Raw genomic sequence first — 26,907 nt, forward strand, 5'->3', positions numbered from 1 at the left:
TCACACCCGTTCCCATACCGAACACGGAAGTTAAGCTTCTCAGCGCCGATGGTAGTTAGGGGACGAGCCCTTGTGAGAGTAGGACGTTGCCGGGCTTATTAATATTTATTATCGCGGGGTGGAGCAGTCTGGTAGCTCGTCGGGCTCATAACCCGAAGGTCGCAGGTTCAAATCCTGTCCCCGCAATCAAATTTTTCTTACTTTAATAAGGTAAGATTTTTTTCTCTAGTGTAAAATACTTTGGTCTGGTAGTTCAGTTGGTTAGAATGCCTGCCTGTCACGCAGGAGGTCGCGGGTTCGAGTCCCGTCCAGACCGCCATTTTTGGTTAGAAATCGAAACAATGAGTTGTTTCGTTTTTTATTTTTGGAAGAGTAAGGATTTTGCTCATTCAGAAAAAGTAAGGTACACTACATATATAGAAAATCATCCTTAGGAGATTAAATCCTAAGGTTTTTTCATATGGATTCAATCTAGTAGAGGACCAAAGGTGACTAAAGAATATGAGTAAATATCAATATACCTCGACTCAGCCTTCTGAAACGACTGATTTTGCCAAGCGCATGGCACAGCTTTTAAAGCCTCAAGATGTGATAGCACTTGAAGGGGATCTAGGCGCAGGCAAGACTACTTTTACAAAAGGACTAGCAGAGGGCTTGAATATCAAGAAAACCGTGAATAGCCCAACGTTTACGATAATCAAAGAATACAATGGGACATTGCCTCTCTATCATATGGATGTATATCGATTAGAGGACTCCAATGAGGATTTAGGATTTGATGAGTATTTCGAAGGGAATGGAGTTACTGTTGTAGAGTGGGCCCATCTTGTTGAAGATCAACTTCCCAAAGAGCTTCTGACTATCTACTTAAAGCATGGGGATCACGATACAAGAACCATCGTTCTAGAGCCGAAGGGTAAACGCTATGAGGAACTATGTAAGGAGTTATTTTCATGAAGGTTTTAGCCATTGATACATCCAATTATGCGTTGGGGATCGCTGTCATCGATAAAGAAAAGGTTATTGGTGAGTATGTCACAAACGTAAAGAAAAATCATTCCATTCGTGTTATGCCATCCATTGAAACCGTTCTAAAGGACTGCGATTTAACCCCAAAGGATCTAAATAAAATTGTTGTAGCTAAGGGACCAGGCTCCTATACAGGGGTAAGAATTGGCGTAACCATAGCGAAGACGCTGGCCTGGACGTTGAATATTCCACTTGTCGGTGTTTCAAGTCTAGAAATATTGGCTGCCGCTGTGGGCCGATATTTTCCAGGGGTTGTATCCCCATTATTTGATGCAAGAAGAGGACAAATCTATACGGGCTTGTACCAGTATACTGATGGCAAATTAATCACTGTTGAGAAGGATCAAATTCTACAGTCAAAGGATTGGGTTCTGCAGCTTAAGGAGAGAAATCTTCCGGTTCTTTTTGTAGGGAATGATCTCCTATTGCATCGTGCCATTATTGAAGAGGAATTGGGGAATCAAGCTATTTTTGCTGAGATCACAGAGCAAAATCCAAGGCCATCGGAACTAGCGTTATTAGGGATGAATCGAGCAGGTGAAGATATCCATACATTTGTTCCAAATTATATTCGACTGGCTGAGGCTGAATCAAAATGGCTGGAAGCGAATAAAAAATAGAAATTCTATTTGGGTTAGGAAGTCTTAGATGAACAAACAACTAACATTTCGTACGATGAATGAAAAGGATATCGACCAAATCCTTGAAATAGAGCATGCTTCATTTACTACCCCATGGAGTAGAGAGTCCTTTGAAAACGAACTCAGGAAAAATCAATATGCACACTATACGGTTTTAGAGGATGAAGAAGGAGTATTTGGCTATTGTGGGATGTGGATAATTATCGATGAGGCCCATATCACGAATATTGCCCTTTTGCCAAAATACAGAGGGAAGAAGCTTGGCGAGGCATTACTCAAAAAGGTAATGGAAATTGCGAGGGGGAAGGGTGCAAAGACCATGACTCTGGAAGTGCGCATCTCTAATGATATTGCTCAATCGTTATATCGAAAGCTTGGATTTCAAAACGGTGGAATTAGAAAAAACTATTATACGGATGATCATGAGGATGCATTAGTAATGTGGGTGAATTTATAATGAACAAAGACCTCTATATATTAGGAATTGAGACAAGCTGTGATGAAACAGCAGTTGCCATTATTAAAAACGGACGTGAGATTGTTGCGAATGTAGTCGCTTCACAAATCGAAAGCCATAAGCGATTTGGAGGAGTGGTTCCTGAGATAGCCTCCCGTCACCATGTCGAACAGCTGACGATTGTATTAGAAGAAGCCTTGCATCAAGCAAAGCTAGAGATTTCTGATATGGACGCTATTGCTGTTACAGAAGGGCCAGGGCTGGTCGGAGCTTTATTAATTGGTGTCAATGCAGCGAAGGCGCTTGCTTTCGCACATAATATACCACTCGTCGCAGTGCATCATATTGCAGGGCATATTTATGCTAACCGGCTGGTGAAAGAGATGAAATTTCCTCTCCTTGCTCTGGTCGTATCAGGTGGACATACAGAACTTGTCTATATGAAGGAGCATGGACATTTTGAGGTTATCGGTGAGACAAGAGACGATGCCGCTGGAGAAGCCTATGATAAGGTAGCTCGAGTATTAAATATGCCTTATCCAGGAGGTCCGCATATTGATCGGTTGGCGCAAACAGGTGAGCCTACATTGAATCTCCCGAGGGCATGGCTTGAGGAAGGCTCCTATGATTTCAGCTTCAGTGGACTCAAATCAGCTGTGATTAATACCGTTCACAATGCCGAGCAGCGTGGGGAGAAAATTGCTCCAGAAACCCTTGCTGCGAGCTTTCAGGAGAGTGTCATTGATGTATTAGTGACGAAAACCCTTAAGGCTACAAAGGAATATAATGTGAAGCAGGTGCTTCTCGCAGGCGGTGTAGCTGCAAATAAAGGGCTCAGAACCCGACTTGAGCAGGTTTTTGAGGATGAGGATGTCGAGCTCATCATACCACCGCTCTATCTTTGTACGGATAATGCAGCGATGATTGCGGCTGCCGGCAGTATCTTTTTCGAAAAAGGTCAAAGAGCCGAATTAAACTTGAACGCAAATCCAGGATTAGATATTTCTATCCACAATATTTAATAGAACCAGGACAAAATCCTCTCATTATAGAGGATTTTTTTTGTGGATAAACAAAGAAATTATGTGAATAATGTGGATAAATACGAATTAAACTGTGGATAATGTGGAAAACCCTGTGGAGAGCTGTTGTAATCCTATTTTTATTGTGAATAAGATTGTGGAAAAAGAAAACCGGGATAGTTCGTCTATCCCGGTGCTACAGTAGTTCCTATTCAGCCAATTCTGACCATTCCTCTAATAAGCTATCTAGCTTTTCTTTTGCCGCATCATTTGCTTTCGTAATTTCAAGAACCTTTTCATGATCCTGAAAGATTTCGGGTTCACAAAGTAATTGTTCATTTTCCCCGATGCTGTTTTCGAGCTCCTCTATTAGTTTTTCAATTTCTTCTATTCTTCTCTTTCGTTGTCGCTCTAATCTTTTTGCTTCTTTATCCTGTTGATAACTCGATTTTTCTTGAGTTTCCTGTTGATGAACTGTGGATATTTCTTTCTTCTCAAGCTCCTTTAATTCTTCAAACTCCAGCTTCTTTTCCACATAATAATCATAGTCACCAAGGAATTCCGTTGCATGAGTCGAGCTAAGCTCGATAACTTTAGTAGCAATTCGATTAATGAAATAACGATCGTGCGAAACAAAAAGGATCGTACCTGGATAATCAACGAGGGAGTTTTCCAATACCTCTTTACTGTCCAAATCCAAGTGGTTCGTGGGTTCATCTAGGATTAAGAGATTTGCCTTTTGCATCATTAGTTTGGCTAAAGCCAGTCGTGCTTTTTCACCACCACTTAAGGAAGAAACCGTTTTGAGAACATCATCTCCAGAGAATAAAAAGTTGCCGAGTACGGTGCGAATATCCTTTTCATTCATTAGTGGGTAGTCATCCCATAGCTCATTTAATACTCTTTTGTTGGAGGTCAGTTCTGCCTGTTCCTGGTCATAATAGCCGACTGTGACATGGGAGCCAAAGCGGATATTACCGTTAATTTTGGGGATTCGTCCAATAATCGTCTTTAATAAGGTAGATTTCCCAATTCCATTTGGACCCACGAGAGCGATACTATCTCCTCTAGTAAGTCGAAAGGTAAGGTCTGTACTGACCGTATCCCCATCATAGCCAACGGACAAGGAATCTACCATGAGAACGTCATTCCCACTTTGCCGCTCAATTTCAAAACCAAAGGAGGCTGATTTCTCATCTCCAAGTGGCCTGTCCATAATTTGCATTTTATCCAGCTGTTTTCTTCTGCTTTGCGCTCGTTTCGTCGTCGAAGCTCTCGCCAAATTTCGTTGGATAAAATCCTGGAGCTTGGCTATCTCCTCCTGCTGCCTTTCATACTGTTTCATTTCCCGATCATAATTTGCTGCCTTTTGATCTAAATAAGCACTGTAATTCCCGAGATATTTCGTTATATGAAGCCTTGAGATTTCATATACTTGGTTGACCACCTTATCTAGAAAATAGCGGTCATGAGAGACAATCAAAATGGCGCCCTCATAGCCTTGCAAATAGCCTTCGAGCCAGGACAATGTTTCAATATCCAGGTGGTTTGTCGGCTCGTCCAAGATTAAAATATCAGGCTTCTTGAGCAACAGCTTCCCAAGGGCTAACCTAGTCTTCTGCCCACCGCTTAGGCTTGAGATTTTGGTTGAGTAGTCAAAGGTGTGAAACTTAAGTCCATGTAATACAGAACGGATATCTGATTCATATTGATAGCCACCATTTTCTTTAAAGGTAACCTGAAGAATATCGTAGTCCTTGAGGATGCGCTCGTATTCTGAAGGGTTAGTATAGACGGATGGGTTAGCCATTTTTTCTTCTAATTGGCGCAATTGTTTTTCCTGTTCTTGTAGGTCCTCAAAGACAGTCAGCATTTCCTCCCAAATGGAGCAATCCGAATCTAAGCCCGTATTCTGTGCTAAGTAGCCGATTTCCACATCCTTTGGTTTAATGATTTCCCCTGATTCATAGGAAAGCTGTCCTGCTATTATTTTGAGAAGGGTGGATTTACCTGCACCGTTTCGTCCAACGAGGGCAATGCGGTCACGAGTTTGCACTTCCAGCTTGATATTCGTTAAAATGGGATCAGCCCCATATGATTTTGATAATTGATTTACCTGCAATAAGATCATCGTTTTCACCTCAGTATTTCTAGCAATAGTGTAACGTACAAAAATGGGAACGGCAATAAAAGAAGGTTATGGGCGGTATTTAAAAATCTTTTGTGAAAGTCATAACAATGTTTTCACAAATCTGTCAAAATAGTGTATAGTTTGAAGTGAGGTGTATAGAATATGGCTGAATTTACTCATTTTAACGAAGAAGGCAGAGCCAAAATGGTCGACGTTAGTGATAAAAAGGAAACGGTTAGGACCGCAATTGCTAGCTCAAGTATTACGGTAAATAAAGAGATATATGACCAAATAACCAACAATACAATTAAAAAAGGGGATGTCCTAGCCGTCGCACAGGTGGCGGGAATTATGGCCTGCAAAAAGACTGCAGATATTATTCCAATGTGCCATCCGATTCCGCTAACAGGTGTGAACATTACCTTCAGATGGGAGCGAGAGAATGAAAATTATCGTCTCATCATTTTGGCCTCAGTCAAAACAAAGGGAAATACAGGAGTAGAAATGGAAGCGCTAACGGCTGCGTCGGTCTGCGCCTTGACGGTTTACGATATGTGTAAGGCCGTTGATAAAGGGATGGTCATCGGAAAAACCTACCTCGTTGAAAAAACAGGTGGAAAAAACGGTGATTTTAGAAGAGAGAATGAGATTTTATAAGCTAGACTTATGATAGGGTGGGGGAAATAGGATGAGTAATGATACAGTGAAAATTCCTCAGGCAACAGCAAAAAGGCTGCCGTTATACTACCGGTTCTTAAAGAATTTACATTCATCAGGGAAGCAGAGGGTATCATCTGCGGAGCTTAGTGAAGCGGTAAAGGTAGACTCTGCAACGATTCGTAGAGATTTTTCGTACTTTGGAGCATTAGGGAAAAAGGGTTATGGGTACAATGTGAACTACCTATTGAGTTTTTTCCGTAAGACACTTGATCAGGATGAGTTAACAAATGTAGCCCTAATAGGGGTTGGAAATCTTGGAACGGCCTTCTTAAATTATAATTTCCTCAAAAACAATAATACAAAGATTGCTGTTGCCTTCGATGTAGCTGAAGATAAAGTGGGCACAACCATCGGGGATATAACTGTTTTTCACATGGACGATATGGAAAAAGTGATCAAAGAAGAGAACATCACGGTCGCTATCTTAACCGTTCCTGCTCAGTTCGCCCAGTCGATTACAGATAGGCTGGCAAAGGTAGATGTAAAAGGGATCCTTAATTTCACACCAGCAAGGCTAACGGTTCCTCCGACAACACGAGTCCATCATATTGACCTTGCAGTTGAATTGCAGTCATTGGTCTATTTCTTAAAGCATTATACGGTGGATGAGGAAGAAGTAGTGGAATAAAATGAAATGAAATGAGCCTTTTTGAAGGGCTCATTTCTTATTTTTCTGGATAGATTTAAGCTTAAAATGGAAGAAGACCATGCGAAGACCGCCTCCTATATCAAAGGTGGCTAAGAGAATGAGCAGGTAGGTAAAAAAGCCCCATTCCCCAGTTTGCTGCAGGTTTTGGATGGCGAAAAAAGTAAAAAATAAGCCAAACACAATATATAGAATTCCTGAAAACAAGGTAGACTGTCTCATAGGAAAAAACCTCCAATGAAGCTTTGCACCTTGTCGGCTTCTCGGAAAATCCGTTCTATGTCTTCTTTATATACGGATTGGACGAGTACAACAAAGGTATTCATAGCGACATGTGCACAGATTGGCACAATGATTCGTTTTGTTTTGATATAAAGAAAGGCAAAGGTAAAGCCCATTGCTGAATACAAAAGTAAGTGTTCAGGCTCCATATGCGCCAGGGCGAAAATAATGGAGCTGATCAAAGCCGCAATGAAAAAATTGAACTTTTTATAAAGTGAACCGAACAATATTTTTCGAAAGACAATTTCTTCAAGAATGGGACCAATAACAGAACTTACTAATACAACAATAGGAAAAGACTCAATAAGTGAAAGAATTTGCTGTGTGTTCTCCGAGCCCAATTCAATCCCCAGCCATGTTTCAATATTTGCGGCTAGGCTCTGGGAAAATAAAGCAAGAAACACACCTAAGATCGCCCAGACCGTTGACTGAGTCACGGATGCAGCGTTTCGATCGGGTATGGGGTTTTTCCATTCATTTTTCAACAGTAATAACACAATAAGCAAGGTGACAGCAAAGCTAAAAACGATCCAAATCGCAACTGAATATATGGCCATGTCTTCCAAACTGTGTCCCAATAATATGCCTGCAAAAGTGACACCTGGCACACCCACAAAGCTTGAAAGATGCATCCCCATGTAAGCAACTAATATATACCAATATTCCTTTTTCAAAATGTGATTCCCCTTTAATAACTATCTCAACATGCACTATAACCCATTCTACTAGTAAAAAGATGATAGATACAAATTTAAATTATAAAAAAGTGTATGGCTGGATAATTTTTCAACTTCTGTATATACTTTGAAAGGTTGTGCAAAAAAAGATGTTAGGATAGCAACAAAAATTAAGGAAAATTTTACGCATGATACTTGCAAAAAATTTAGGAATTCATTAATATAATAAATGTGTTAGCACTCATGAGTATCGAGTGCTAATAAAAAATTACATATTTTATTTGAGGAGGTTGTTTCACTTGTTAAAGCCACTAGGAGATCGCATTGTTATTGAGTTAGTTGAATCGGAAGAAAAAACTGCAAGCGGTATCGTTTTACCGGACTCAGCGAAAGAGAAGCCTCAAGAAGGAAAAGTAGTAGCTGTAGGTACAGGTCGTGTTCTAGACAACGGTGAGCGAGTTGCTCTTGAAGTTGCTGTAGGCGATCGAATTATCTTCTCAAAGTACTCTGGTACAGAAGTGAAGTACCAAGGAACAGAGTATTTAATTTTACGTGAAAATGACATCTTAGCTATTGTTGGCGCCTAAGATATTAATTTAGATTTTTTTGTAAGTATTAGATAAAACGATCATTTAGGGAGGTTTTCAATATGGCAAAAGAGATTAAATTCAGTGAAGACGCTCGTCGCGCGATGCTTCGCGGAGTAGACGCTCTTGCAGACGCAGTTAAAGTAACCCTTGGACCTAAAGGACGCAACGTCGTTCTTGAGAAAAAATTCGGTTCTCCACTAATCACTAACGACGGTGTTACCATCGCTAAGGAAATCGAATTAGAAGACGCATTCGAGAACATGGGTGCGAAGCTTGTTGCTGAAGTTGCGAGCAAGACAAATGATGTGGCTGGGGACGGAACTACTACAGCTACAGTTCTTGCTCAAGCGATGATTCGTGAAGGCTTAAAGAACGTAACTGCTGGTGCGAACCCAATGGTGATTCGCCGCGGTATTGAAAAAGCTGTTGCAACTGCAGTTGAAGAGCTTAAGGCGATTTCAAAGCCAATCGAAGGCAAAGAGTCCATTGCACAGGTTGCTGCGATTTCTTCTGCTGATGATGAAGTAGGTCAGTTAATTGCTGAAGCGATGGAGCGTGTAGGCAATGACGGTGTTATCACAATCGAAGAATCAAAAGGCTTCACAACAGAACTAGACGTAGTGGAAGGAATGCAATTTGACCGTGGTTATGCATCTCCTTACATGGTGACTGATTCTGACAAAATGGAAGCAGTTCTTGAGAATCCATATATCTTAATTACGGATAAGAAAATTGGAAGCATCCAAGAAATTTTACCAGTACTTGAGCAAGTGGTACAACAAGGCAAGCCATTATTATTGATTGCTGAAGATGTTGAAGGGGAAGCTCTTGCAACATTAGTATTAAATAAACTACGTGGTACATTCAACGCAGTAGCAGTTAAAGCTCCTGGATTCGGTGACCGTCGTAAAGCAATGCTTGAGGATATTGCAATCTTAACTGGTGGTACAGTGATCACAGAAGATCTTGGTTTAGAATTAAAATCTGCTAGCATTGAGCAGCTTGGCCGTGCCGCTAAGGTTGTTGTTTCAAAAGAAAATACAACAATCGTTGAAGGTGCCGGAGAGTCTGATCAAATCGCAGCTCGTGTGAACCAAATTCGTGTTCAAATGGAAGAAACTACTTCTGAGTTTGACCGTGAAAAGCTTCAAGAGCGCCTTGCTAAGTTAGCTGGTGGTGTTGCCGTTGTTAAGGTTGGAGCTGCAACTGAAACTGAGCTAAAAGAACGCAAGCTTCGCATTGAAGATGCTCTTAACGCAACTCGTGCGGCAGTTGAAGAAGGAATTGTATCCGGTGGTGGAACTGCATTCCTTAACGTGTATAAAAAAGTGGCTGAGCTTCAAGCAGATGGCGACGAGCAAACAGGTATCAACATTGTTCTTCGTGCCATTGAGGAGCCAGTTCGCATCATCGCTAGCAACGCTGGTCTAGAAGGATCTGTTGTGGTTGAGCGCTTAAAGAACGAAGAGATTGGCGTTGGCTTCAATGCGGCTACAAACGAATGGGTAAACATGATCGACGCTGGTATCGTTGACCCAACTAAAGTAACTCGTTCTGCACTTCAAAACGCTGCATCTGTAGCGGCTATGTTCTTAACTACTGAAGCAGTAGTAGCTGACAAGCCAGAACCAGCAGCACCTGCAATGCCTGATATGGGCGGTATGGGTGGAATGGGCGGCATGATGTAATCATACTCGCATCCCTGGAATAACAGGGGATGAATTTTGTGTAAAAGTGTAATTTATACAATTATTTACCAAAATGGATGTTTTCGTAGAAATCGCTGACTTTTACGGAAACGTCCATTTTATTAGTTTAATGTATTAATTTTGAAACACTTAGTTTTATTTATTGCTAGACACTTTACGGGTTGAACCATTACTTTGCACTAACACTATTTGATTAAATTATCCATAAATTACTATTCTCTAAAAAGGGTTAGCGTAAAGGTAATACTAGTAATAAGAATATTTAACCCTTCTACTTTTTGGTAAAACACGGGTCACTCTTAAACAGGAGTAATCCGTGTTTTTTTACTGTTTAAAGGATAAAATTTGGCAATTCGCACATAATAATATCGTTATATCAATAGAAGATAAGGATGAATTAGGATGAAACAAATGGAAAAAAATACACAACATAAAAAGAGTGGTGCCATGTATCAAAGTCAAGAAAGGAAACTAGTCTGGCTGAGCTTTGTTGTAGCAGCAATTATGCTTTTATCCATTATTGGCAGAGTTTTTGGAGGATAAAGGAGGGAAATGTTTGATTAATGAAGAGGCAGTTTATTACAGTAGAATCCTAACAGAGACGACATTATCTTTCCATATTATTTATGCTACGTTAGGGGTAGGGATACCTCTCATGATCATGATTGCCCACTGGGTGGGAATAAAGAAAAATGATGAACATTACATCCTGCTTGCTAGAAGGTGGACAAGAGGGTTTATTATATCGGTTGCTGTAGGGGTTGTTACCGGTACAGCAATTGGGTTACAACTCTCATTATTATGGCCGAAATTCATGGAGTTGGCGGGGAATGTGATTGCTTTACCATTGTTTATGGAGACGTTTGCGTTTTTCTTTGAAGCGATATTTTTGGGGATCTACTTATATACTTGGGATCGTTTTGAAAATCAACGAAAGCACTTATTATTATTAATCCCCGTTGCGATTGGAGCATCGTTTTCTGCAGTATTCATTACGATTGTAAATGCATTTATGAATGCCCCACAAGGATTTGATTTAATTAATGGAGAGCTAGTGAATGTCAATCCAATCAAGGCAATGTTTAATCCAGCGATGCCTACTAAAGTATCCCATGTCGTTGGTACAGCCTTTATGACATCGGCATTTGTTCTTGCATCTATTGCTGCGTTTCGTTTGTTAAGAGGCTCAAACCATATTTACCATAAAAAGGCACTCTTATTAACCATGAAGGTTGGTTTAATCTTTTCACTGACTTCATTAATTGTTGGGGATTTATCTGGAAAATATTTAGCAGAATATCAGCCAGAAAAGCTTGCGGCAGCAGAATGGCATTTTGAAACTAGTGAAAGTGCTGAACTTATTCTGCTTGGATTTATGAATGAGGAAGAAGAAATTAAATATGCATTGAAAATCCCGTATGCATTGAGTATCCTTGCACATGGATCACCGACAGCAGAAGTAATTGGTTTGGACCAGTTTGCAGAAGAAGATAGACCTCCATTGTATATCCATTATTTGTTTAATATCATGGTTGCAATAGGGATGCTGATGATTGGGGTATCCTTGTTATACATTATTAGTAGAGCTAGAGGGTGGTCCTTTGTCGAATTAAAGCCGTATCGGTGGTTAATTGTTTGTGGTGGACCATTAGCTATTATCGCAATCGAAGCGGGTTGGTGGTTAGCGGAAGTAGGTAGACAACCGTGGATTCTTCGTGGGATCATGCGTACGGCAGAAGGAGCAACTACGAGTAATGATGTGGATATCATGTTGCTTTTATTCTGTGGTCTCTACTTAGTTCTCGGTATTGGTTCGGTGGTTGTTTTGAGTAGAATGTTTCGGAGGAATCCAGTTGAAAGAGAATTGAAGGAACGAAAAGGAGATGTACATACATGAATGTTAACCTAGAGATTATTGGCATTATTGTACTCTGGACATTTCTATTCGGCTATATTATTGTAGCATCCATCGATTTTGGCGCTGGTTTCTTTAATGCATATGGAATCTTTACTAAAAAGCAACATATTCTTACGAAAATTATTCAGCGATATTTATCCCCTGTTTGGGAGGTAACCAATGTTTTTCTAGTTTTTTTCTTTGTTGGGATTGTTGGATTTTTTCCGAGTACAGCATTTTACTATGGAACGACATTATTGGTTCCAGTTAGTATTGCGGTTATCCTATTAGGGATTCGTGGTTCGTATTATGCGTTTGAGACGTATGGAGCACGTTCACATAAGGGATATGCTTTCATGTATGGTTTGTCAGGTTTATTACTTCCAGCTGCACTTTCGATTGTATTAACTATTTCGGAAGGTGGTTTCATTTCTATTGTAAATGGAAATCCGGTTCTTGATTATTGGACCTTGTTTACTAGTCCTCTTACATGGAGTATTGTCGTGTTGAGTCTATCAGCTGTATTGTATATTTCCGCTGTATTTTTAACCTGGTATGCGAATAAAGCGAATGATACACTTGCGACTGAATTACTTCGGCGTTATTCATTAATTTGGGCATTACCTACCATCATTACAGCAGGGGGAATTATTTATGAGCTAGCATTTCATAATGTGGAGCATTATGAGCAGATTTTATCATTATGGTGGATGTTTTTGATTTCTGCATTATTATTTATAGGGACAGTATGGCTGCTCTGGAGACGAAAAAATTATGGTGTGGCTTTTAGTTTGCTGATTGGTCAATTTGCGTTTGCGTTTTATGGCTTTGGGATATCTCATTACCCTTATTTACTCTACCCGCATCTAACGATATATGATAGTTTTACGAATGAGGCAATGGCGATTTCTCTTATTATTGCCTTCATTGCAGGCCTAGCTCTGCTAATACCTTCCCTGTATTTATTGTTAAAACTATTCCTGTTTAATAAAGATTATGTTAGGGGAATATCAGAACATGAGCATTGAGGTGATTCTAGGATGGATGAATTTCTAATATTTGTCGCACCGTTTTTAGTGATCATAACAGGGATTTTGCTGTCGTTCTGGTGGGTACTTAAGGATGAGATTGTTAAAAAGGAAGAATAATAATCTAGACAAATAGAAAAATTTATACATTGAATATTTAAATTCATATTGAATTAGCAAATAAATGGGAAGGTAGACATATCCAAAACCGGTCTTAGACATAAATCCGTTTTTTATTTTTAGTTTTTAATTGGATGAATGGGCTGCATGATGATAATGATTTTTAAGTGATTCGCTAACATTAGGTATATAAAAGAGGTTTCTTATAAGTTCACTGAACTTTTGCGAAGCTTCTTTTTTATTTTATGTTAATGTGGAGCTACAGGCTTTTCGTTATATGATCATCGGAATGCCCGAGTCTATCCTAGATTTGTTCGAGTGATAAACCCTTCTCGGCTTATTCCTATTAGGGACATTTTGTAGAATAATTGTAGCTTTGATTGTAAAATAAAAATAATTAAAGTGGCGAAATAGCAGCGGTTAAATGAAAATTCATTGTTATTAAAGAACAAAGGCATCCTATTCTATGACCTTTCGGTTAGGACAAAAATCGAATGGTAGTGAAGGTACAAATCCCTTTACATCACGTCGATGTATATAGCAAAGGGCATTTAATTAAAACATACGGACGAGTGGAGCTAAAAATATGTACAAAATATTCATTGTAGAAGATGATATGGTCATTGCAAGAACGGTAAAGAATCACCTTCAGTCGTGGGGATTTGAAGTGGAATATGTTTCTGATTTTCAGAATGTCATGACATATTTTGTTTCTTTTGATCCGCAATTAGTTTTATTGGATATCTCCCTCCCCTTTGTGAACGGGTTTACCTTGTGTCAAGAGATTCGCAAAGTTTCCAAGGTACCGATTATTTTTATCTCTTCTGCTTCTGATAACATGAATGTTGTCATGGCTATTAATTTGGGCGGGGATGACTTTATTGCCAAACCTTTCGACCTGACGATTCTTACTTCCAAAGTACAAGCATTACTTCGACGCACCTACGATTTTACCGGACAAACAAATTTGCTGGAACACCGTGGGGCTATCCTCAACTCAAGTGATGCAACCATTACCTTTAACGGCCAGAAAATTGATTTAACCAAAAACGACCTAAAAATTTTGCATGTTCTTCTTGAAAATAAGGGTAAAACTGTTTCAAGGGATCTTCTAATGATGCGGCTATGGGAAACGGACAGTTTTGTTGATGATAATACACTAACGGTAAATATCAATCGTCTCCGAAAGAAATTAGAAGCAATTGGACTCAATGATTTTATTAAAACAAAGAAAGGACTCGGCTATTTGGTGGACTAAGATGAATAAACATAAAGAAAATTTATTTCTTCTCTATTTACATAAAAACTGGAAACCGATAGCCTTGTTCTGCCTTTTTATCCTATGCTTTACCATCGTTTTTTCGCTTAGTCATCACCCCCTCGACCCCATCCTCTACTCCTTCCTTTTATGTTCTTACATTGTCCTCGTCTTTTTTGTTGTTGATTTTATAACATTTATAAAGAAATACAAAAAGCTAAAAAACGCTGAAAAAACCATTATGGTACAAATCGATCAATTGCCTGCCCCAAAGAATGCAATTGAACAGAAATATCAAGAACTGCTGCAAATTTTATATAAAAATAAGATCGAATTGACCGTTCAAGCTGATAATAAACAGAAAGATTTAGTTGATTATTTTACACAGTGGACCCATCAAATCAAAACACCGATTGCGGCCATGCGGCTCCTTCTTCAATCGGAACAAAAGGAGCAAACGGCCGAATTGGAATTGGAATTGATTAAAATTGAACAATATGTTGAATTTGTTCTGCAATATCTCCGTTTGGAAAGTATGTCCAATGATCTTGTTTTTAAGAAATATGAATTAGATGATATCATCAAACAAGCCATCCGAAAAAATGCCAAAATGTTTATTCGAAAAAAAATTAGCCTGAACTATTCGGATGTTAACTTGACCGTATTAACGGATGAAAAATGGCTACTCTTTGTCATAGAGCAAATTCTATCCAATGCTTTGAAGTATACAAAAGAAGGTTCCATTTCAATTTATAGGAAGAATAAACGACTGATTATAGAAGATACTGGTATAGGCATTCAAGCGGAAGATTTACCACGTGTATTTGAAAAAGGCTTTACTGGATTTAATGGTCGTGCCTTTAAACAATCTACAGGAATTGGTTTGTATCTTTGCAAGCAAATATTGACCAAGCTATCCCACGATATAACCATTGAATCTGAGGTAGGAGTAGGAACAAAGGTTATGATTGATTTGGAAACGAAGGAAATCGGGGTGGAATAATATCGGGACCGATTCAATCTTACATTATTGTAAGATTGAGCTCTTTTTTGTAAGCAAAAGCTATGTCTGTGTGAATGAAGCCATTGCTATACTGAACATGTAGTTAAATGAAGAGACGGAGGAATTTCACATGACATTACTAGAGGTGAAAAATTTAAAAAAGGTATACACAACTCGGTTCGGTGGCAATCATGTTCAAGCACTTACAGACGTTAGCTTTTCAGTGGAAGAAGGGGAATATGTTGCGATTATGGGTGAGTCCGGTTCCGGAAAGACGACTCTATTAAATATTTTAGCTGCTCTTGACAAACCGACTAGCGGAGAAGTTTTACTAAATGGCAAAGATATCGTATCAATTAGTGAAAAAGAAATTTCTGCCTTTCGCCGGAAAAATCTCGGTTTTGTTTTTCAGGACTTTAACTTACTCGATACATTTTCATTGCAAGACAATATCTTTTTACCGCTCGTATTGTCCGGTACATCATACAGGGAAATGAGTAATCGTTTAAAGCCGCTTGCCGAAAACTTAAGGATTAAAGATATTTTGACAAAATTCCCATATGAAGTTTCTGGCGGTCAAAAGCAGCGGGCAGCGGTTGCGAGAGCTCTCATTACGAATCCAAAGCTCGTTCTTGCCGATGAGCCGACCGGTGCGTTGGATTCACGTGCCTCTGATGATTTACTGCAGATTTTCTCACGGATTAATCAAGGAGGCCAAACGGTTCTTATGGTGACCCATAGTACAAAGGCCGCCAGCCACGCAAGTCGCGTTCTGTTTATTAAAGATGGAGCCGTGTTTCATCAAATCTATAAGGGTTCCTTATCCAATGAAGCGATGTACCAAAAAATCTCCGATACATTAAACATCATTGCAACGGGCGGTGATAGAAATGAGTAGATTTTTCTACATTAAACTTGCCCTAACCAATATAAATAAACACCGGAAAACGTATATCCCTTATATTCTTACATGTATCAGTACCATTGCTATGTTTTACATGATGCATTTTATGTCTGGAAATCCAGGTCTGAATGAAATGTCCGGTGGCGATTCTTTGATTATAATCTTAAATTTAGGCAATATTGTCATCGGGGTCTTTTCAGTTATTTTCTTATTCTATACAAATAGCTTCTTAATTAAACGGCGAAAAAAAGAGTTTGGTCTATTCAACATTCTTGGAATGGAGAAAAAGCATATTTCCAGAGTGATTGTTTGGGAGGCCTTTTACGTCACTGTTTTCAGTCTTGTTATTGGATTAGCAAGCGGAATGATTATCGGCAAGTTAATGTTTTTGCTCTTAAATAATATTTTACATTTTGAAGTGCCGCTTACGTATTTTGTTTCGATAAAATCAATAGGAGTTACATCGATTCTTTTTCTGGGCATCTTTGTCCTTACTCTTCTAAACAATTTAAGACATATCCACCTGGCAAAACCGATTGAATTATTGCGAGGCGGTCAGGTTGGTGAAAAAGAACCAAAAACGAAATGGATTCTCGTTATCATCGGAGTGGTAGCACTCGCATCTGGATACTATATCGCACTAGTAACTGAATCTCCATTAGTTGCGCTGAATAAGTTTTTCTTAGCCGTACTACTCGTTATTATCGGGACATACGCATTGTTTACAGCCGGCACGATAGCCCTATTAAAATTAATGCGAAAAAACAAAGGTTTCTATTATCAAACGAAACACTTTATCAGTGTATCAGGCATGATTTATCGGATGAAACAAAACGCAGTAGGTCTAGCCAATATTTGTATTCTTTCCACCATGGTATTAGTCATGCTGTCAAGCACGGTATCCCTTTATATTGGAATGGAAGATTTGTTAAAAAATCGCTATCCGAAGGAAATTGATATTTTAGCTAATAATCTTTCAGAAGAGCAGGCACAAGTAGTTGAAAAAATAATACATGAAGAAGCGGAAAAGTATCAAATTGAAATAGAAGACCCAGTTCATTATCGGTCTGCAGATTTTCCGGCAATTAGGGAAGGAAACACTTTTACAACAGACCGTACAACAATAAAGTCATTTGCAAATATTTCAATGATTGGACTAATCCCGCTTGATGAGTATAATCAGCTGGAAAAACAGTCTGCGAAGTTGGAGGACAATGAAGTTCTAATCTACACGTTTAGGGGAAAGCCTGTTGAAAATACCATTACAATATCAGGACAGGAATTTCAAATTAAAGACCAGTTAAAGGGCCTATCGTTCAATGGCGATAGTTCAGGTATATTAACAGATAGCTACTTTGTCGTCGTAAAAGATGAAGAAACGATTAAATCTCTATACCCTGTTGAGGAATTGGAGAAAGTAGAATGGAAGGATTTATCATATTTTTCAGGCTTTGATGCTAAGGGAAGCACTGAAAATGAAATCGCCCTAACAAAGGCATTATCCCAAAAGCTAAAGGAAGCCTCCATCGATGGCTATGCAGAAGGGCGAGCAGAATCAAAAGAATCTTTCTATTCCATATACGGCGGTTTATTTTTCCTTGGCCTATTTCTTGGCGCATTATTCATCATGGCAACAGTCTTAATTATGTATTATAAGCAAATATCTGAAGGCTATGATGACAAAGAACGATTTGCAATTATGCAAAAAGTAGGCTTGAGTAAAGAGGAAATAAAAAAATCGATCAAGAGCCAAGTGCTCGTTGTGTTCTTCTTACCACTTGTCGCAGCCGTTATTCACATAGCCTTTGCATTCAAAGTGATCACGAAACTATTAGCTTTGCTAAATTTAACAAATATTGGTCTCTTTGTCATATGTACAGCTGCAACCATACTCATATTTGCTGTATTTTATGCAATAGTTTACACATTAACAGCAAGAGAATATTATAAGATTGTCAGTTAGAGTTAATATACCGCACTTTTTGCACTTAATGTTAACGAGGATACACACTCGCGGCTCACATCATCAAATTCCTTATATATCAACATGCTAAAGGTCACAAGCTGTGCTCGTGACCTTTTCTTAATCCTATTTATCAATTTTTAGTATCTATTTTTGAAAGGCTGTGTTAATGTCCAGTGTTGAGATTAGCCATATGTGCGTGGATGAACGGGTTTTGCTCGGTACGAGCAACGTAGTGAATCCATGCACATATGGCAGTATCAAGATCAACATTAAAATTTAACAGATCCTTTTGAAAAGTACTGATTACTTGTAAATATTCTTGTTCTCATTATTCTAGGTTTGCATTAATGCGCCATTAGGCTCTGATAACTCTTCTGCCCTAATCTGATTCATTTTACAAAAATGTTCAAAAAAGTTTTGTGCTAGTTCTTGTTCCTGTGTGTCATTTTTCAAAGAAACAATATCCAGTAGAATTTGAGCCATCCATACATTATCAAAATAACGGTACTTTCCTGTATTCCAAGTCATCTTGTGAGGAAATTTTTCATTCAAATAATATTTCCAAAAAAGCATCCTATCAGATTCCTGTTCTGTAAGTTGAAGTCTGTATTTCGGATGAGCAGGGATATATCCATCTTCGCAAAACTTACCGATAAAACCCTCATTCACTAAATAAACACCTAAGATACGTCTATCTTTCTCAGACATGCTGGAATCTCTTGCTGTTAAAAGGCAAACACTATTTTGGTGTATGCGTATAGGTTTATTTGGCTTTCCTTTATTATTACCGCTTTTAATTACACCAGTAAAGATTTTCCATTCCGTAAAGACCCTATCCAGTTCTTCGGCATCACACCAAAAAACCATTTGTGATTCGGGATGAAGTTTATGATTCTTCATAAGTTTTGCATGTTCCAAGCGAAGTTGCTGTTCTTTACGTTGTCGGTTTAATTCTTCTTCCTTTTCCTGCTCTATCTTCTTCCGTTCTATTATCTTCTTTTGTAAAACCTTTTCAAGTGAATTGGCAGTATTTTTATCATGCAGCTTTAGGAATTTTTCAAATGCATCGGGAAAAACAAATTTTTTATTTTCCGTTGCGAAATGTATTTCTATGATAGAATCATTGTGTTTCACAACATTTCCTTTGCCAAAACGTTTGTGTGTTACTTCCTTATTAATTAGATTCATTATTTTTGTCCTCCTTGTAATGGTTTAATCTATTAGAGTGACTTGTTAGTCCCATTCAACTAACTTGTATTTCGTCTCTAATGTTTGAAGCAAAAGTTTCTCCAGTACCTTTTCCTCTTCTGAATGATGCCCGGGTGACTTTCCATATTTCAAACGACTAGTTCCATTACAACCTTCCTTTCTCTTCCGTTCCTTCGATTTGAAAAAGGGATATAAAAAAAACGCACCCAAATTCTATCTGCAAAAAACTACTTAAGAATTTGAAATACGATTCAAAAAAATTATTATAATTTTATTGTAACATGTTATCAGGAAAATTCCTAATTTTATATTGACAATATAATTAGTGACGATGTAAAATGAAAGATTATTTTATTTCGAATGCTCTTGTTTTGATCTATCGTGGTTTCCATGCCTATATTAAAAATTAATCGACTTGAGAGGTCTTAGCCCTTTAGCTACCCTAGCATGAGCTCGGATAGTTTCCTCTGGATTTAACCCATTTTATAATGGCGTTGATTACTTCCTCTAATTCTCTCCCATTATCCGTTAGTTCATATTCCACTTTCTTGGATCCAGAGTCCAGCGTTCTCTTTATAACTAGGCCTTCCTTTTCTAGATCACGTAACCGCTCTGTTAGTAGCCGATCAGATATACCGGGGATATCAGCTATCAGTTCGTGATAACGTTTTGGTCCCTTTAATAAGCTGTAGATAATAACACCCATCCAACGTTTTCCGATAAATTCTATCGTTCCATGGAAATCTTTACACATATTTTGGAGTGTATGCTCTTTTTGACTTTCTTTTGCTTGTTCCCCCATTTTAAAGCCTCCATGCCCGTTTAATTTCCTTTATTTTAACATAAATTAAAACGACTTGACAGAAGAACTTACTTTTAGTAAGCTGTTTGATGTACTTACTTAAAGTAAGCTTAAAATAGTAGGAGGAATCTTTTATGTCAACTAATGATGTATTAACGATTATAAAAGAACGTAAATCAGTTAGAAATTATGATCCTAATTTTAAAATATCAAGAGAAGAGATAGAGGAAATCTTAAAGGATGCTGTACTAGCTCCATCATCCAGCAATCTACAACCTTGGCGTTTTATTGTCATAGATAATGAAGAAGTGAAAAAAGAACTTCGTGTTATTGGGAACAATCAAGAATCTATAGAAACATCCTCAGCCGTTATTGCGGTATTAGGGGATAAGGAAATGTACCATAACATTGATAAGGTCTACCATGCGAATTACGAGGCCGGTTTTATGGACAAGGCTAACATGGAAAGACTTATTCAAAGTGCAAACAGCACCTATCCGCATGCTCCAGAAGAGGCAAGAAAAAATATTGCTGCCTTTGATGCTGGTCTCGTATCGATGCAAATTATGCTAATAGCAAAGGCGAAAGGGTACGACACAGTACCAATGGGTGGATTTGATAAAGTGAAATTCGCTGAGCGCTTTCAAGTAGAGGATCGTTATATGCCAATTGTCTTAATTGCTTTAGGAAAGGCAGCTGGCCCCGCATTTCGAACAACGAGAATTCCAGTGAAAGATATCGTTGATTTTATTTAAGCATTCACCTGAAACTAACAGTAGTTCAAAGGTAAAGGGAGGAACTTTAGAAATGGCAAAATTAATGATTCAATATCAACAACCAGCAGATAAGAAAGGATTTGAGGAATACTATTTTCACACACATGCCCCATTAGCTCAGAAGGTTCCAAATGTGAAGGGCAGTAGCATAAATCGAGTGGTGAAGGCACAAAACATCTCTCTCGATCTCTACATGATTATTGAATTAGAGTTTGAAAACTTACAAATCCTTCAACAGACGATGGCAACTCCAGAATGGAACGACGTCATGCAGGACGCACAAAATCTAGACAAGTTTCTAAATGAGCCACCAATTATTGTTATTACAGAACTTCCCGAACGTGAAAGCCCACTCCTTTAGGAGTGGGATGAAAGTGAGGTCGAACAAGATTTGTCTTCAGACATATTAATTGTTCGATTTTTTTGTTTGCGAATATATGTTCCTATTGGTAAAATAATCCTATAGGGAGGTGAATTTTGTGGCTAAATCTAAAACTCCTAGCTATGTCCTAACATTAAGAATAAGAACTGAAACCCATCAAGAACATAAATTGACTAAACGGTTTGAGATAGCTAGAAAGATCTACAATGCATGTTTAGGTGAATTATACAAACGGTACGCTACTTTGAAACAATCGAAGAGGTACAGAGTTGTTTGTAGAATGGAGAAGGGTAAAGAGCGGAATAAATTATTTTCAGCGTTGAACAAGGAGTTTGGCTTAGCTGAATATTCACTTCACGAGTTTGTAAAACCCATGCAACATCAATTTAAAATGAACATAGACGCATTCACCACTCAAAAAATTGCCACAAGAGCGTTCAAAGCCTTCGAAAAACTAATGTATAAACAAGGTAAGAAAGTCCATTTCAAAAGATATGGTGAAATGGATTCTGTTGAAGGAAAGTCTAATTCCGCAGGGATTCGATACAAGGATGGGAATATCGTTTGGAACGGTCTAGTTCTTCAAACCATCGTGAAAAAAAATGATGTTTATGCCGAACTTGCCCTACAAGACAGAATTAAATTTGTTCGAATTAAGAGAGAGTGGATGAAGAATAAATTTGTATACTATGCACAGTTGGTTCTTGAAGGGATCCCTCCAAAAAAGTACAACTCCGAAGAGATTAAAGATTAAAGTCCTGCCCCAAAAAGGGTGGGCATTGATATCGGAACTTCTACTATCGCAGTCTGTTCCGAAACTAAAGTTATTTTAACAGAGTTGGCACCTAGTGTTGTCGAATTAGATCCTAAAATAAGAAGGATCCAAAGAAGCATGGATAGAAGCAAAAGAGCTACCAATCCATTGAAATATAAAGAAGATGGCACCATCAATATGAGCAATAAAGACAGATGGTTATTTTCAAAACGATACATGAATAGAAAAGCTCAACTAAAAGAGCTGCACAGGTTAAATAGGGCAAAAAGGAAACAGGATCACGAAAAGCTTTCTACTATTATCCTATCTCTAGGAGACGTTATTTTCGTCGAAACGATGAATTTCAAGGGACTCCAAAGAAGAGCAAAAGAAACAACGGTTAATGAAAAAGGCAGGTTCAATAAAAAGAAACGGTTTGGAAGAACGATCAGCAATCGAGCTCCGTCGATGCTGCTAGATATGATAGAGCGTAAACTTAAATACAACGGTAGAAGTTTAAATAGAGTAAACACACCTCTTATAAAAGCAAGTCAATATAATCATGTAACGAATACCTACGAAAAGAAAGAACTCCACGAAAGATGGAATGATTTTGGTTTCTGTAAAATACAGCGAGATCTATATTCAGCATTTCTAATCATGAACTGTAAAGAGAACTTGAATGAAATAGATAGAGACCTGTGTGTGCAAAAATTTGAACAATTTAGGTCATTGCATGATTCGGAAATACAAAGATTGAAGATGAAAGAAAAAACACCCATTAGCATGGGTATATAATTTCAATATCGGTTTAGGTACGAGCCGGAACGATCGCTAATAGAAACAATGGTTTCTTTGGTCGTAAAAGTCTAATTGAACATACATCAGTTCCCTTGTGTTGTAACTCGAAGAATATTTATTCGTTCAGTGAGAACATTGGAGAAGTGTATAAGTAAATTAGAACCCTACTCCTTTAGGTGTGGGAGTATCAGGATGGATGAATCGATAAACTCATAGCTACTGAAATGAAAGGCTTCTCAAAAGTTGAAAAAACTTATGGGGAGCTTCTTTTTCTAATGGAGTGGCGCACAATCTTTGTAATGTGGACGAGAGTATACGTAGTTATGCAAAAATATGATAAGATAAAAGAAAATGTATTTATCATTGTTATTGGAAGTGTACATATAAATGGCACCTATTGTATCTAAAGATTATAAAGAAAGAAGGAAATCGAGTATCTTATCCAGTGCTTTGGAGTGTTTTGCTCAAAAGGGGTTTGTTGCGACAACAGTCGACGACATTGGCGCCCATTCTGGAATAAGTAAGGGTTCAATATATAATTACTTCGAAAGTAAAGAAGCGATTTATTTTGAGTTATTGAATACTGCAACCGAACGGGATAAGGAGAATATTACTAAAAACTTCTCTACACTCCGTTCCTCGTTAAGCAAGCTTAGTTATATGTTTGACGTGTTTCTAACTTTAGATCCATTCAATCCCAAACGTTTGGGTACAACCGTGGTGTTTTATGAGTTTACTTTTCATTGCACTAGATCCGAAAAATTATTAGATTTGGTGACTAAAAGAGGAAACTTTCTTTTGAATATTATTAAAGAAACGTTAGAAGAGGGTCAAGAATCAGGAGAAATCGATAAAAATATTGATGTGAACCTGTATGCCCATAGGTTTTGGTTAATTATTGATGGTGTTTCTTTGCAAACCATTCACAAAGATTTTCCATACTATGATGTTTTAAGAGAAATGAAGGAAATGTACCTTGAAGAAATCAAAGCCAAATAAGAGAGTCTACTTTTTTAGCCGAACAACTCTGTTTGGCTTTTATTGCATTTCATATTTTTGATCGGGGCAAAATTAACATTTTTAGGAGGACTTTATGACTTTAGAAAAGGAAGATTATAAAGAAGAGCAGAGAAATAAAGTGTTAGCAGGTGCATTAGAGTGTTTTGCTCAAAAGGGGTACGAGGGAGCAACAATTGATGATATTGTAAATGAATCCGGAGTTAGTAAAGGGTCTATTTATAAGCTATTTAAAAGTAAGGAGGAAATTTACTTTCAATTAATGAGCCAAAACTCAAAAGAATTAATGGATGAAATTAATGCGGTAATATCAAAACATACAAGTGCATTAGATAAATTAACCGCATTATTTACCGAGTATCTCGGTCGGGAAGTTAATTCCAAAGTTTTTAAGTCCTTCTTGGTTCAATCCGAATTTGAGCTTTTCTCTTCAAGAAGGGAGGACCTCCGTGAGCTTTTAGAAGAAAGAAGAAGGGCAAAAGTGAATATTATTTCAGATGTCATTCATGAAGGCATTAATAACGGTGAATTCAGAAAAGAAATCGATATAACTGTACATGCAGACATATTTTGGTCCTATATGCATGGTAACATTACACATAAAATACTGTATCCAGATTTACCATACCAGGAATTAGTGAATGGACAGAAGGAATCTTTTTTGAAGAAGATACGGAAGTGATTGTGATTCCTTCATGGACAAATTAAACTAACTCTCCAGTTCACTAAAAATTAAATTTTCTAATAATTGAAAGTTGGGGGAATTTACTTTATATTTAAAATGACTAACCAGTCTAACAAAAAAATGGTATGGGGGAAAAGACATATGGAAAAACACAGCATTGAAATTAAACCAATCACACAAGAAAATATTAGAGCTTGTGCAAAATTAGAAGTTTCAGAGGATCAAAAGCAATTTGTTGCGAGAAATTTGGCAACGATTGCATGGGCTTATGTTGATCCACAATTTACTCCATATGCCATTTGTGATGGCGATACGGTAGTCGGTGTTGCTGCAGTTGAATATATTCCAGATAATGAAGATTATGATCAACATTGGGTGCCAAGATTCATGATAGGCGAGCAATTCCAAGGTAGGGGATATGGGAAGCAAGGGATGCAAAAGATTATTGAAATGATCACTAGTCAACATCCTAATTGTCAAAGGGTTCGACTATCTGTTGTCCCCGAAAATCAAGATGCTATTACCTTCTATAAAAATATCGGTTTTATGGAAACCGATGAACAATTAGAAGGAGAAAATGTGATGGATTACTATATAAAAAGTCACATTGTGAAGGCTTAAAATAGGAATCTCATCCCCCATTTTAAATATGAACCGGGGGAATTTCTAATTTAAACTGAATAGTCATTTTAAAGAGAGGGTGTTTGTATGATTGAAGTAAAACGCTTAAAGGATTGCACAATTGAAGAGGGAGTTAAGGCATGGAATGTCGGCTTTGAAGGATATTACTTTGATGCAACGACGACTCCCGAAGTATTTACCAACCGTTTGGTTTCGGAAGGTCTATCACCAAATTTATCTGTTGTTGCTTTTAAGGATAACAAGCCAGTTGGGATCGTCAAAAATGGAGTTCGTCTTGTGAATGGGAAAAAGATAGCCTGGAATGGTGGTACCGGGGTAGCATCCGAGCTCAGGAAACAAGGGATCGGACAAATCCTCATGGATGAAACCTTAAAAATTTATAAAGAAGAAGGAGTGGACCTTGCGACATTAGAAGCGATTAGTGAAAATGAACGAGCCATTGCTTTATATAAAAAAATCGGTTATGAGGTCATCGATGATTTGGCACATCTTGAGCTAAAGGGTACCCTATCATTGGAAGAACCTCCTTCTAATCAAGATTACTATATTGAAAGAGCCATGCCACAACAAATTGGTACTATTTCATTTTATAAAGGAATGAATCCTTGGCAAACGCACTGGCAAGCTGCTAGGGAAGGGGAAGGGTTACTTGTAAAAGATAAAGAAGGTGTAGAAATTGGCTATGCTTACTTTAAACGTACTTTCGATCCACAAGGAAAACATACAGGAACGGTTCTGTTTCAGTGTGAGGGAGATCCAAATCGTGAGGACCAGGAAGGAATCATCCATTTCTTGCTGAAGCATGTATTCAACTCCTCCCAAGAAGATATAAGAAGAGTGATTCCCAATCTACCAAAGAGACGAAGTGCTGTGACTTATAAGGTACTAGAACAATTAGGTTTTAAACCAATTGCTAATCAAGTATATATGATAAAGGAAATGTAGGTTAGCGTAGAGGAGACTAAAAACATGAGTAGTCTAATTAGAAAATTAGAGGAATCAGATATACCCTCTTTCGTCGAAATAGCCATTAATGCGTATCCGGGAACGATGCAGAATACACCTGAATTCAAAGAGAGACTTTCCACCATCATCACCACCCAACAAGAAAAGGAAAAGTCGATTGAGTTTTATGGGATTTTTAGGGAGGGCAAGCTTGTTGGGGGAATGAGAATCCATTACTTTAAAATGAACTTATACTCAAAAATGATAGAGGTAGGCGGAGTAGGTTTAGTAGCGGTTGACCTCTTGCATAAAAAAGAAAAAGTCGCAAAAGACCTCATTAGCTACTTTATTCAACACTTTGTTAACCGAGATGCTTCTCTTGTCGCTCTGTATCCATTCAGACCAGATTTCTATAAAAAAATGGGCTTTGGCTATGGAACGAAAATCAACCATTATCAGATTGAACCATCTAGTTTTCCGGCTAGAGGATCCAAAGAGGGGCTTGTTTTCCTCAACCAAATGCATAAAGAGTTAGTCAAAGAATGCTATAATCAATACGCTTATTCAACCCATGGAATGATGTTGAAATCGGATCATGATGTAGAAACCATGTTCAAGCATCCAGATAATAAAATGGTCGGTTACCTAAACGGTGATAAACTAGAGGGCTATCTGTTGTTTTCTTTTAAGAAGATGAGTGACACAAATTTTGTTCATAATAATGCTTCCTCGCTATTTAGTGTTTAGTTTAAAATTTCATAAAGCAGTCTATACTGGGTAAAAACTATTAGATACCCTAGGAGTTGATAGCTTT

Annotated in this window: 30 protein-coding genes, 2 tRNA genes and 1 rRNA gene; 28 read left to right on the top strand and 5 right to left on the bottom strand. The window is 38.0% G+C overall.

The annotated features are described in order from the left end of the window. From rrf to tsaD, 7 genes are all read left to right on the top strand, one after another. Positions 1-95, top strand: a 5S ribosomal RNA gene (gene rrf / locus J2S07_RS19960); the annotation flags it as partial. Positions 96-112: 17 nt separating this feature from the next. Next, positions 113-186, top strand: a tRNA-Met gene (locus J2S07_RS19965). Between the two features lie 56 nt (positions 187-242). After that, a tRNA-Asp gene (locus J2S07_RS19970) sits at positions 243-319 on the top strand. 182 nt (positions 320-501) lie between these two features. Next, positions 502-957 (top strand): tRNA (adenosine(37)-N6)-threonylcarbamoyltransferase complex ATPase subunit type 1 TsaE, encoded by a 456-nt coding sequence (tsaE, locus tag J2S07_RS19975; RefSeq protein ID WP_307152167.1) that lies wholly within the window; start codon positions 502-504, stop codon positions 955-957. Further along, positions 954-1,649, top strand: coding sequence for a tRNA (adenosine(37)-N6)-threonylcarbamoyltransferase complex dimerization subunit type 1 TsaB (tsaB, locus tag J2S07_RS19980; RefSeq protein WP_307152168.1), 696 nt, complete (start codon positions 954-956; stop codon positions 1,647-1,649). Before tsaE ends, tsaB begins: the two co-directional genes overlap by 4 nt. 28 nt (positions 1,650-1,677) lie before the next feature. Then, on the top strand, positions 1,678-2,127 hold the full coding sequence (gene rimI, locus J2S07_RS19985) for a ribosomal protein S18-alanine N-acetyltransferase (RefSeq protein ID WP_307152169.1): 450 nt from the start codon (positions 1,678-1,680) through the stop codon (positions 2,125-2,127). After that, positions 2,127-3,149: a tRNA (adenosine(37)-N6)-threonylcarbamoyltransferase complex transferase subunit TsaD gene (gene tsaD / locus J2S07_RS19990; RefSeq protein WP_307152170.1), complete on the top strand. Its 1,023-nt coding sequence runs from the start codon at positions 2,127-2,129 to the stop codon at positions 3,147-3,149. Before rimI ends, tsaD begins: the two co-directional genes overlap by 1 nt. Positions 3,150-3,357: 208 nt before the next feature. Here tsaD and J2S07_RS19995 read toward each other — a convergent pair whose 3' ends face one another. Beyond that, a complete protein-coding gene (locus J2S07_RS19995; RefSeq protein ID WP_307152171.1) occupies positions 3,358-5,280 on the bottom strand; it encodes an ABC-F family ATP-binding cassette domain-containing protein in 1,923 nt (640 codons plus the stop codon). A gap of 162 nt (positions 5,281-5,442) precedes the next feature. Between J2S07_RS19995 and moaC the strand changes: the two genes are divergently transcribed. Together moaC and J2S07_RS20005 are read left to right on the top strand one after the other, a co-directional pair. Next, positions 5,443-5,937 (top strand): cyclic pyranopterin monophosphate synthase MoaC, encoded by a 495-nt coding sequence (moaC, locus tag J2S07_RS20000; protein ID WP_307152172.1) that lies wholly within the window; start codon positions 5,443-5,445, stop codon positions 5,935-5,937. Positions 5,938-5,968: 31 nt separating this feature from the next. Further along, on the top strand, positions 5,969-6,628 hold the full coding sequence (locus J2S07_RS20005) for a redox-sensing transcriptional repressor Rex (protein WP_307152173.1): 660 nt from the start codon (positions 5,969-5,971) through the stop codon (positions 6,626-6,628). A gap of 30 nt (positions 6,629-6,658) precedes the next feature. Here the strand turns inward: J2S07_RS20005 and J2S07_RS20010 are convergent, their stop codons facing one another. Further along, the gene (locus J2S07_RS20010; protein WP_307152174.1) at positions 6,659-6,868 is read right to left on the bottom strand and encodes a YdiK family protein; all 210 of its coding nucleotides are present in this window, start codon (positions 6,866-6,868) and stop codon (positions 6,659-6,661) included. After that, positions 6,865-7,602 (bottom strand): CPBP family intramembrane glutamic endopeptidase, encoded by a 738-nt coding sequence (locus J2S07_RS20015; RefSeq protein WP_307152175.1) that lies wholly within the window; start codon positions 7,600-7,602, stop codon positions 6,865-6,867. The genes J2S07_RS20010 and J2S07_RS20015 overlap by 4 nt, the downstream gene beginning before the upstream one ends. A gap of 302 nt (positions 7,603-7,904) precedes the next feature. On the opposite strand from J2S07_RS20015, the gene groES reads away from it, so the two are divergent. The 10 genes from groES to J2S07_RS20060 all read left to right on the top strand — a co-directional run bounded on the left by groES (position 7,905) and on the right by J2S07_RS20060 (position 18,077). Then, positions 7,905-8,192 (top strand): co-chaperone GroES, encoded by a 288-nt coding sequence (gene groES / locus J2S07_RS20020; protein ID WP_307152195.1) that lies wholly within the window; start codon positions 7,905-7,907, stop codon positions 8,190-8,192. Positions 8,193-8,254: 62 nt separating this feature from the next. Beyond that, a complete protein-coding gene (groL, locus tag J2S07_RS20025; protein WP_307152176.1) occupies positions 8,255-9,883 on the top strand; it encodes a chaperonin GroEL in 1,629 nt (542 codons plus the stop codon). Between the two features lie 423 nt (positions 9,884-10,306). Then, positions 10,307-10,447, top strand: a complete 141-nt coding sequence (locus J2S07_RS20030) for a hypothetical protein (protein WP_307152177.1) — start codon at positions 10,307-10,309, stop codon at positions 10,445-10,447. A gap of 13 nt (positions 10,448-10,460) precedes the next feature. Next, on the top strand, positions 10,461-11,801 hold the full coding sequence (locus J2S07_RS20035; protein ID WP_307152178.1) for a cytochrome ubiquinol oxidase subunit I: 1,341 nt from the start codon (positions 10,461-10,463) through the stop codon (positions 11,799-11,801). Continuing rightward, positions 11,798-12,829 (top strand): cytochrome d ubiquinol oxidase subunit II, encoded by a 1,032-nt coding sequence (locus J2S07_RS20040; protein ID WP_307152179.1) that lies wholly within the window; start codon positions 11,798-11,800, stop codon positions 12,827-12,829. The genes J2S07_RS20035 and J2S07_RS20040 overlap by 4 nt, the downstream gene beginning before the upstream one ends. A gap of 12 nt (positions 12,830-12,841) precedes the next feature. Continuing rightward, positions 12,842-12,949, top strand: a complete 108-nt coding sequence (gene cydS / locus J2S07_RS22015) for a cytochrome bd oxidase small subunit CydS family protein (protein WP_370872907.1) — start codon at positions 12,842-12,844, stop codon at positions 12,947-12,949. A gap of 586 nt (positions 12,950-13,535) precedes the next feature. Further along, positions 13,536-14,207: a response regulator transcription factor gene (locus J2S07_RS20045; protein ID WP_307152180.1), complete on the top strand. Its 672-nt coding sequence runs from the start codon at positions 13,536-13,538 to the stop codon at positions 14,205-14,207. 1 nt (position 14,208) lies between these two features. Then, positions 14,209-15,210, top strand: a complete 1,002-nt coding sequence (locus J2S07_RS20050; RefSeq protein ID WP_307152181.1) for a sensor histidine kinase — start codon at positions 14,209-14,211, stop codon at positions 15,208-15,210. A 130-nt stretch (positions 15,211-15,340) separates the two neighbouring features. Beyond that, a complete protein-coding gene (locus J2S07_RS20055; protein ID WP_307152182.1) occupies positions 15,341-16,108 on the top strand; it encodes an ABC transporter ATP-binding protein in 768 nt (255 codons plus the stop codon). After that, the gene (locus tag J2S07_RS20060) at positions 16,101-18,077 is read left to right on the top strand and encodes an FtsX-like permease family protein (RefSeq protein ID WP_307152183.1); all 1,977 of its coding nucleotides are present in this window, start codon (positions 16,101-16,103) and stop codon (positions 18,075-18,077) included. The genes J2S07_RS20055 and J2S07_RS20060 overlap by 8 nt, the downstream gene beginning before the upstream one ends. A gap of 336 nt (positions 18,078-18,413) precedes the next feature. On the opposite strand, the gene J2S07_RS20065 is transcribed toward J2S07_RS20060, so the two are convergent. Together J2S07_RS20065 and J2S07_RS20070 are read right to left on the bottom strand one after the other, a co-directional pair. Beyond that, positions 18,414-19,268, bottom strand: coding sequence for a malate synthase (locus J2S07_RS20065; RefSeq protein ID WP_307152184.1), 855 nt, complete (start codon positions 19,266-19,268; stop codon positions 18,414-18,416). A 463-nt stretch (positions 19,269-19,731) separates the two neighbouring features. Further along, positions 19,732-20,091 carry a winged helix-turn-helix transcriptional regulator gene (locus J2S07_RS20070; RefSeq protein ID WP_307152185.1) on the bottom strand — a complete coding sequence of 120 codons (360 nt, stop codon included), beginning with the start codon at positions 20,089-20,091 and terminating at the stop codon, positions 19,732-19,734. Between the two features lie 134 nt (positions 20,092-20,225). On the opposite strand from J2S07_RS20070, the gene J2S07_RS20075 reads away from it, so the two are divergent. The 9 genes from J2S07_RS20075 to J2S07_RS20115 all read left to right on the top strand — a co-directional run bounded on the left by J2S07_RS20075 (position 20,226) and on the right by J2S07_RS20115 (position 26,840). Beyond that, positions 20,226-20,846, top strand: coding sequence for a nitroreductase family protein (locus tag J2S07_RS20075; protein WP_307152186.1), 621 nt, complete (start codon positions 20,226-20,228; stop codon positions 20,844-20,846). Positions 20,847-20,898: 52 nt separating this feature from the next. Beyond that, positions 20,899-21,228, top strand: a complete 330-nt coding sequence (locus tag J2S07_RS20080; RefSeq protein WP_307152187.1) for an EthD family reductase — start codon at positions 20,899-20,901, stop codon at positions 21,226-21,228. Between the two features lie 118 nt (positions 21,229-21,346). Then, on the top strand, positions 21,347-22,003 hold the full coding sequence (locus J2S07_RS20085; protein ID WP_307152188.1) for a hypothetical protein: 657 nt from the start codon (positions 21,347-21,349) through the stop codon (positions 22,001-22,003). A gap of 18 nt (positions 22,004-22,021) precedes the next feature. After that, on the top strand, positions 22,022-22,801 hold the full coding sequence (locus J2S07_RS20090; RefSeq protein ID WP_307152189.1) for a hypothetical protein: 780 nt from the start codon (positions 22,022-22,024) through the stop codon (positions 22,799-22,801). 390 nt (positions 22,802-23,191) lie between these two features. Further along, positions 23,192-23,803 (top strand): TetR/AcrR family transcriptional regulator, encoded by a 612-nt coding sequence (locus J2S07_RS20095; protein WP_307152190.1) that lies wholly within the window; start codon positions 23,192-23,194, stop codon positions 23,801-23,803. A gap of 94 nt (positions 23,804-23,897) precedes the next feature. After that, entirely contained in the window at positions 23,898-24,503 is a 606-nt protein-coding gene (locus J2S07_RS20100) for a TetR/AcrR family transcriptional regulator (RefSeq protein WP_307152191.1), read from the top strand. A 144-nt stretch (positions 24,504-24,647) separates the two neighbouring features. Beyond that, positions 24,648-25,127: a GNAT family N-acetyltransferase gene (locus tag J2S07_RS20105; RefSeq protein ID WP_307152192.1), complete on the top strand. Its 480-nt coding sequence runs from the start codon at positions 24,648-24,650 to the stop codon at positions 25,125-25,127. An 87-nt stretch (positions 25,128-25,214) separates the two neighbouring features. Further along, positions 25,215-26,093 (top strand): GNAT family N-acetyltransferase, encoded by an 879-nt coding sequence (locus tag J2S07_RS20110; RefSeq protein ID WP_307152193.1) that lies wholly within the window; start codon positions 25,215-25,217, stop codon positions 26,091-26,093. A gap of 24 nt (positions 26,094-26,117) precedes the next feature. After that, positions 26,118-26,840: a GNAT family N-acetyltransferase gene (locus tag J2S07_RS20115; RefSeq protein WP_307152194.1), complete on the top strand. Its 723-nt coding sequence runs from the start codon at positions 26,118-26,120 to the stop codon at positions 26,838-26,840. Positions 26,841-26,907 lie beyond the last annotated feature (67 nt).

It is taken from the genome of Anoxybacillus andreesenii (assembly GCF_030813005.1).
GTDB classification, from domain to species: Bacteria; Bacillota; Bacilli; order Bacillales; family Cytobacillaceae; genus Robertmurraya; species Robertmurraya andreesenii.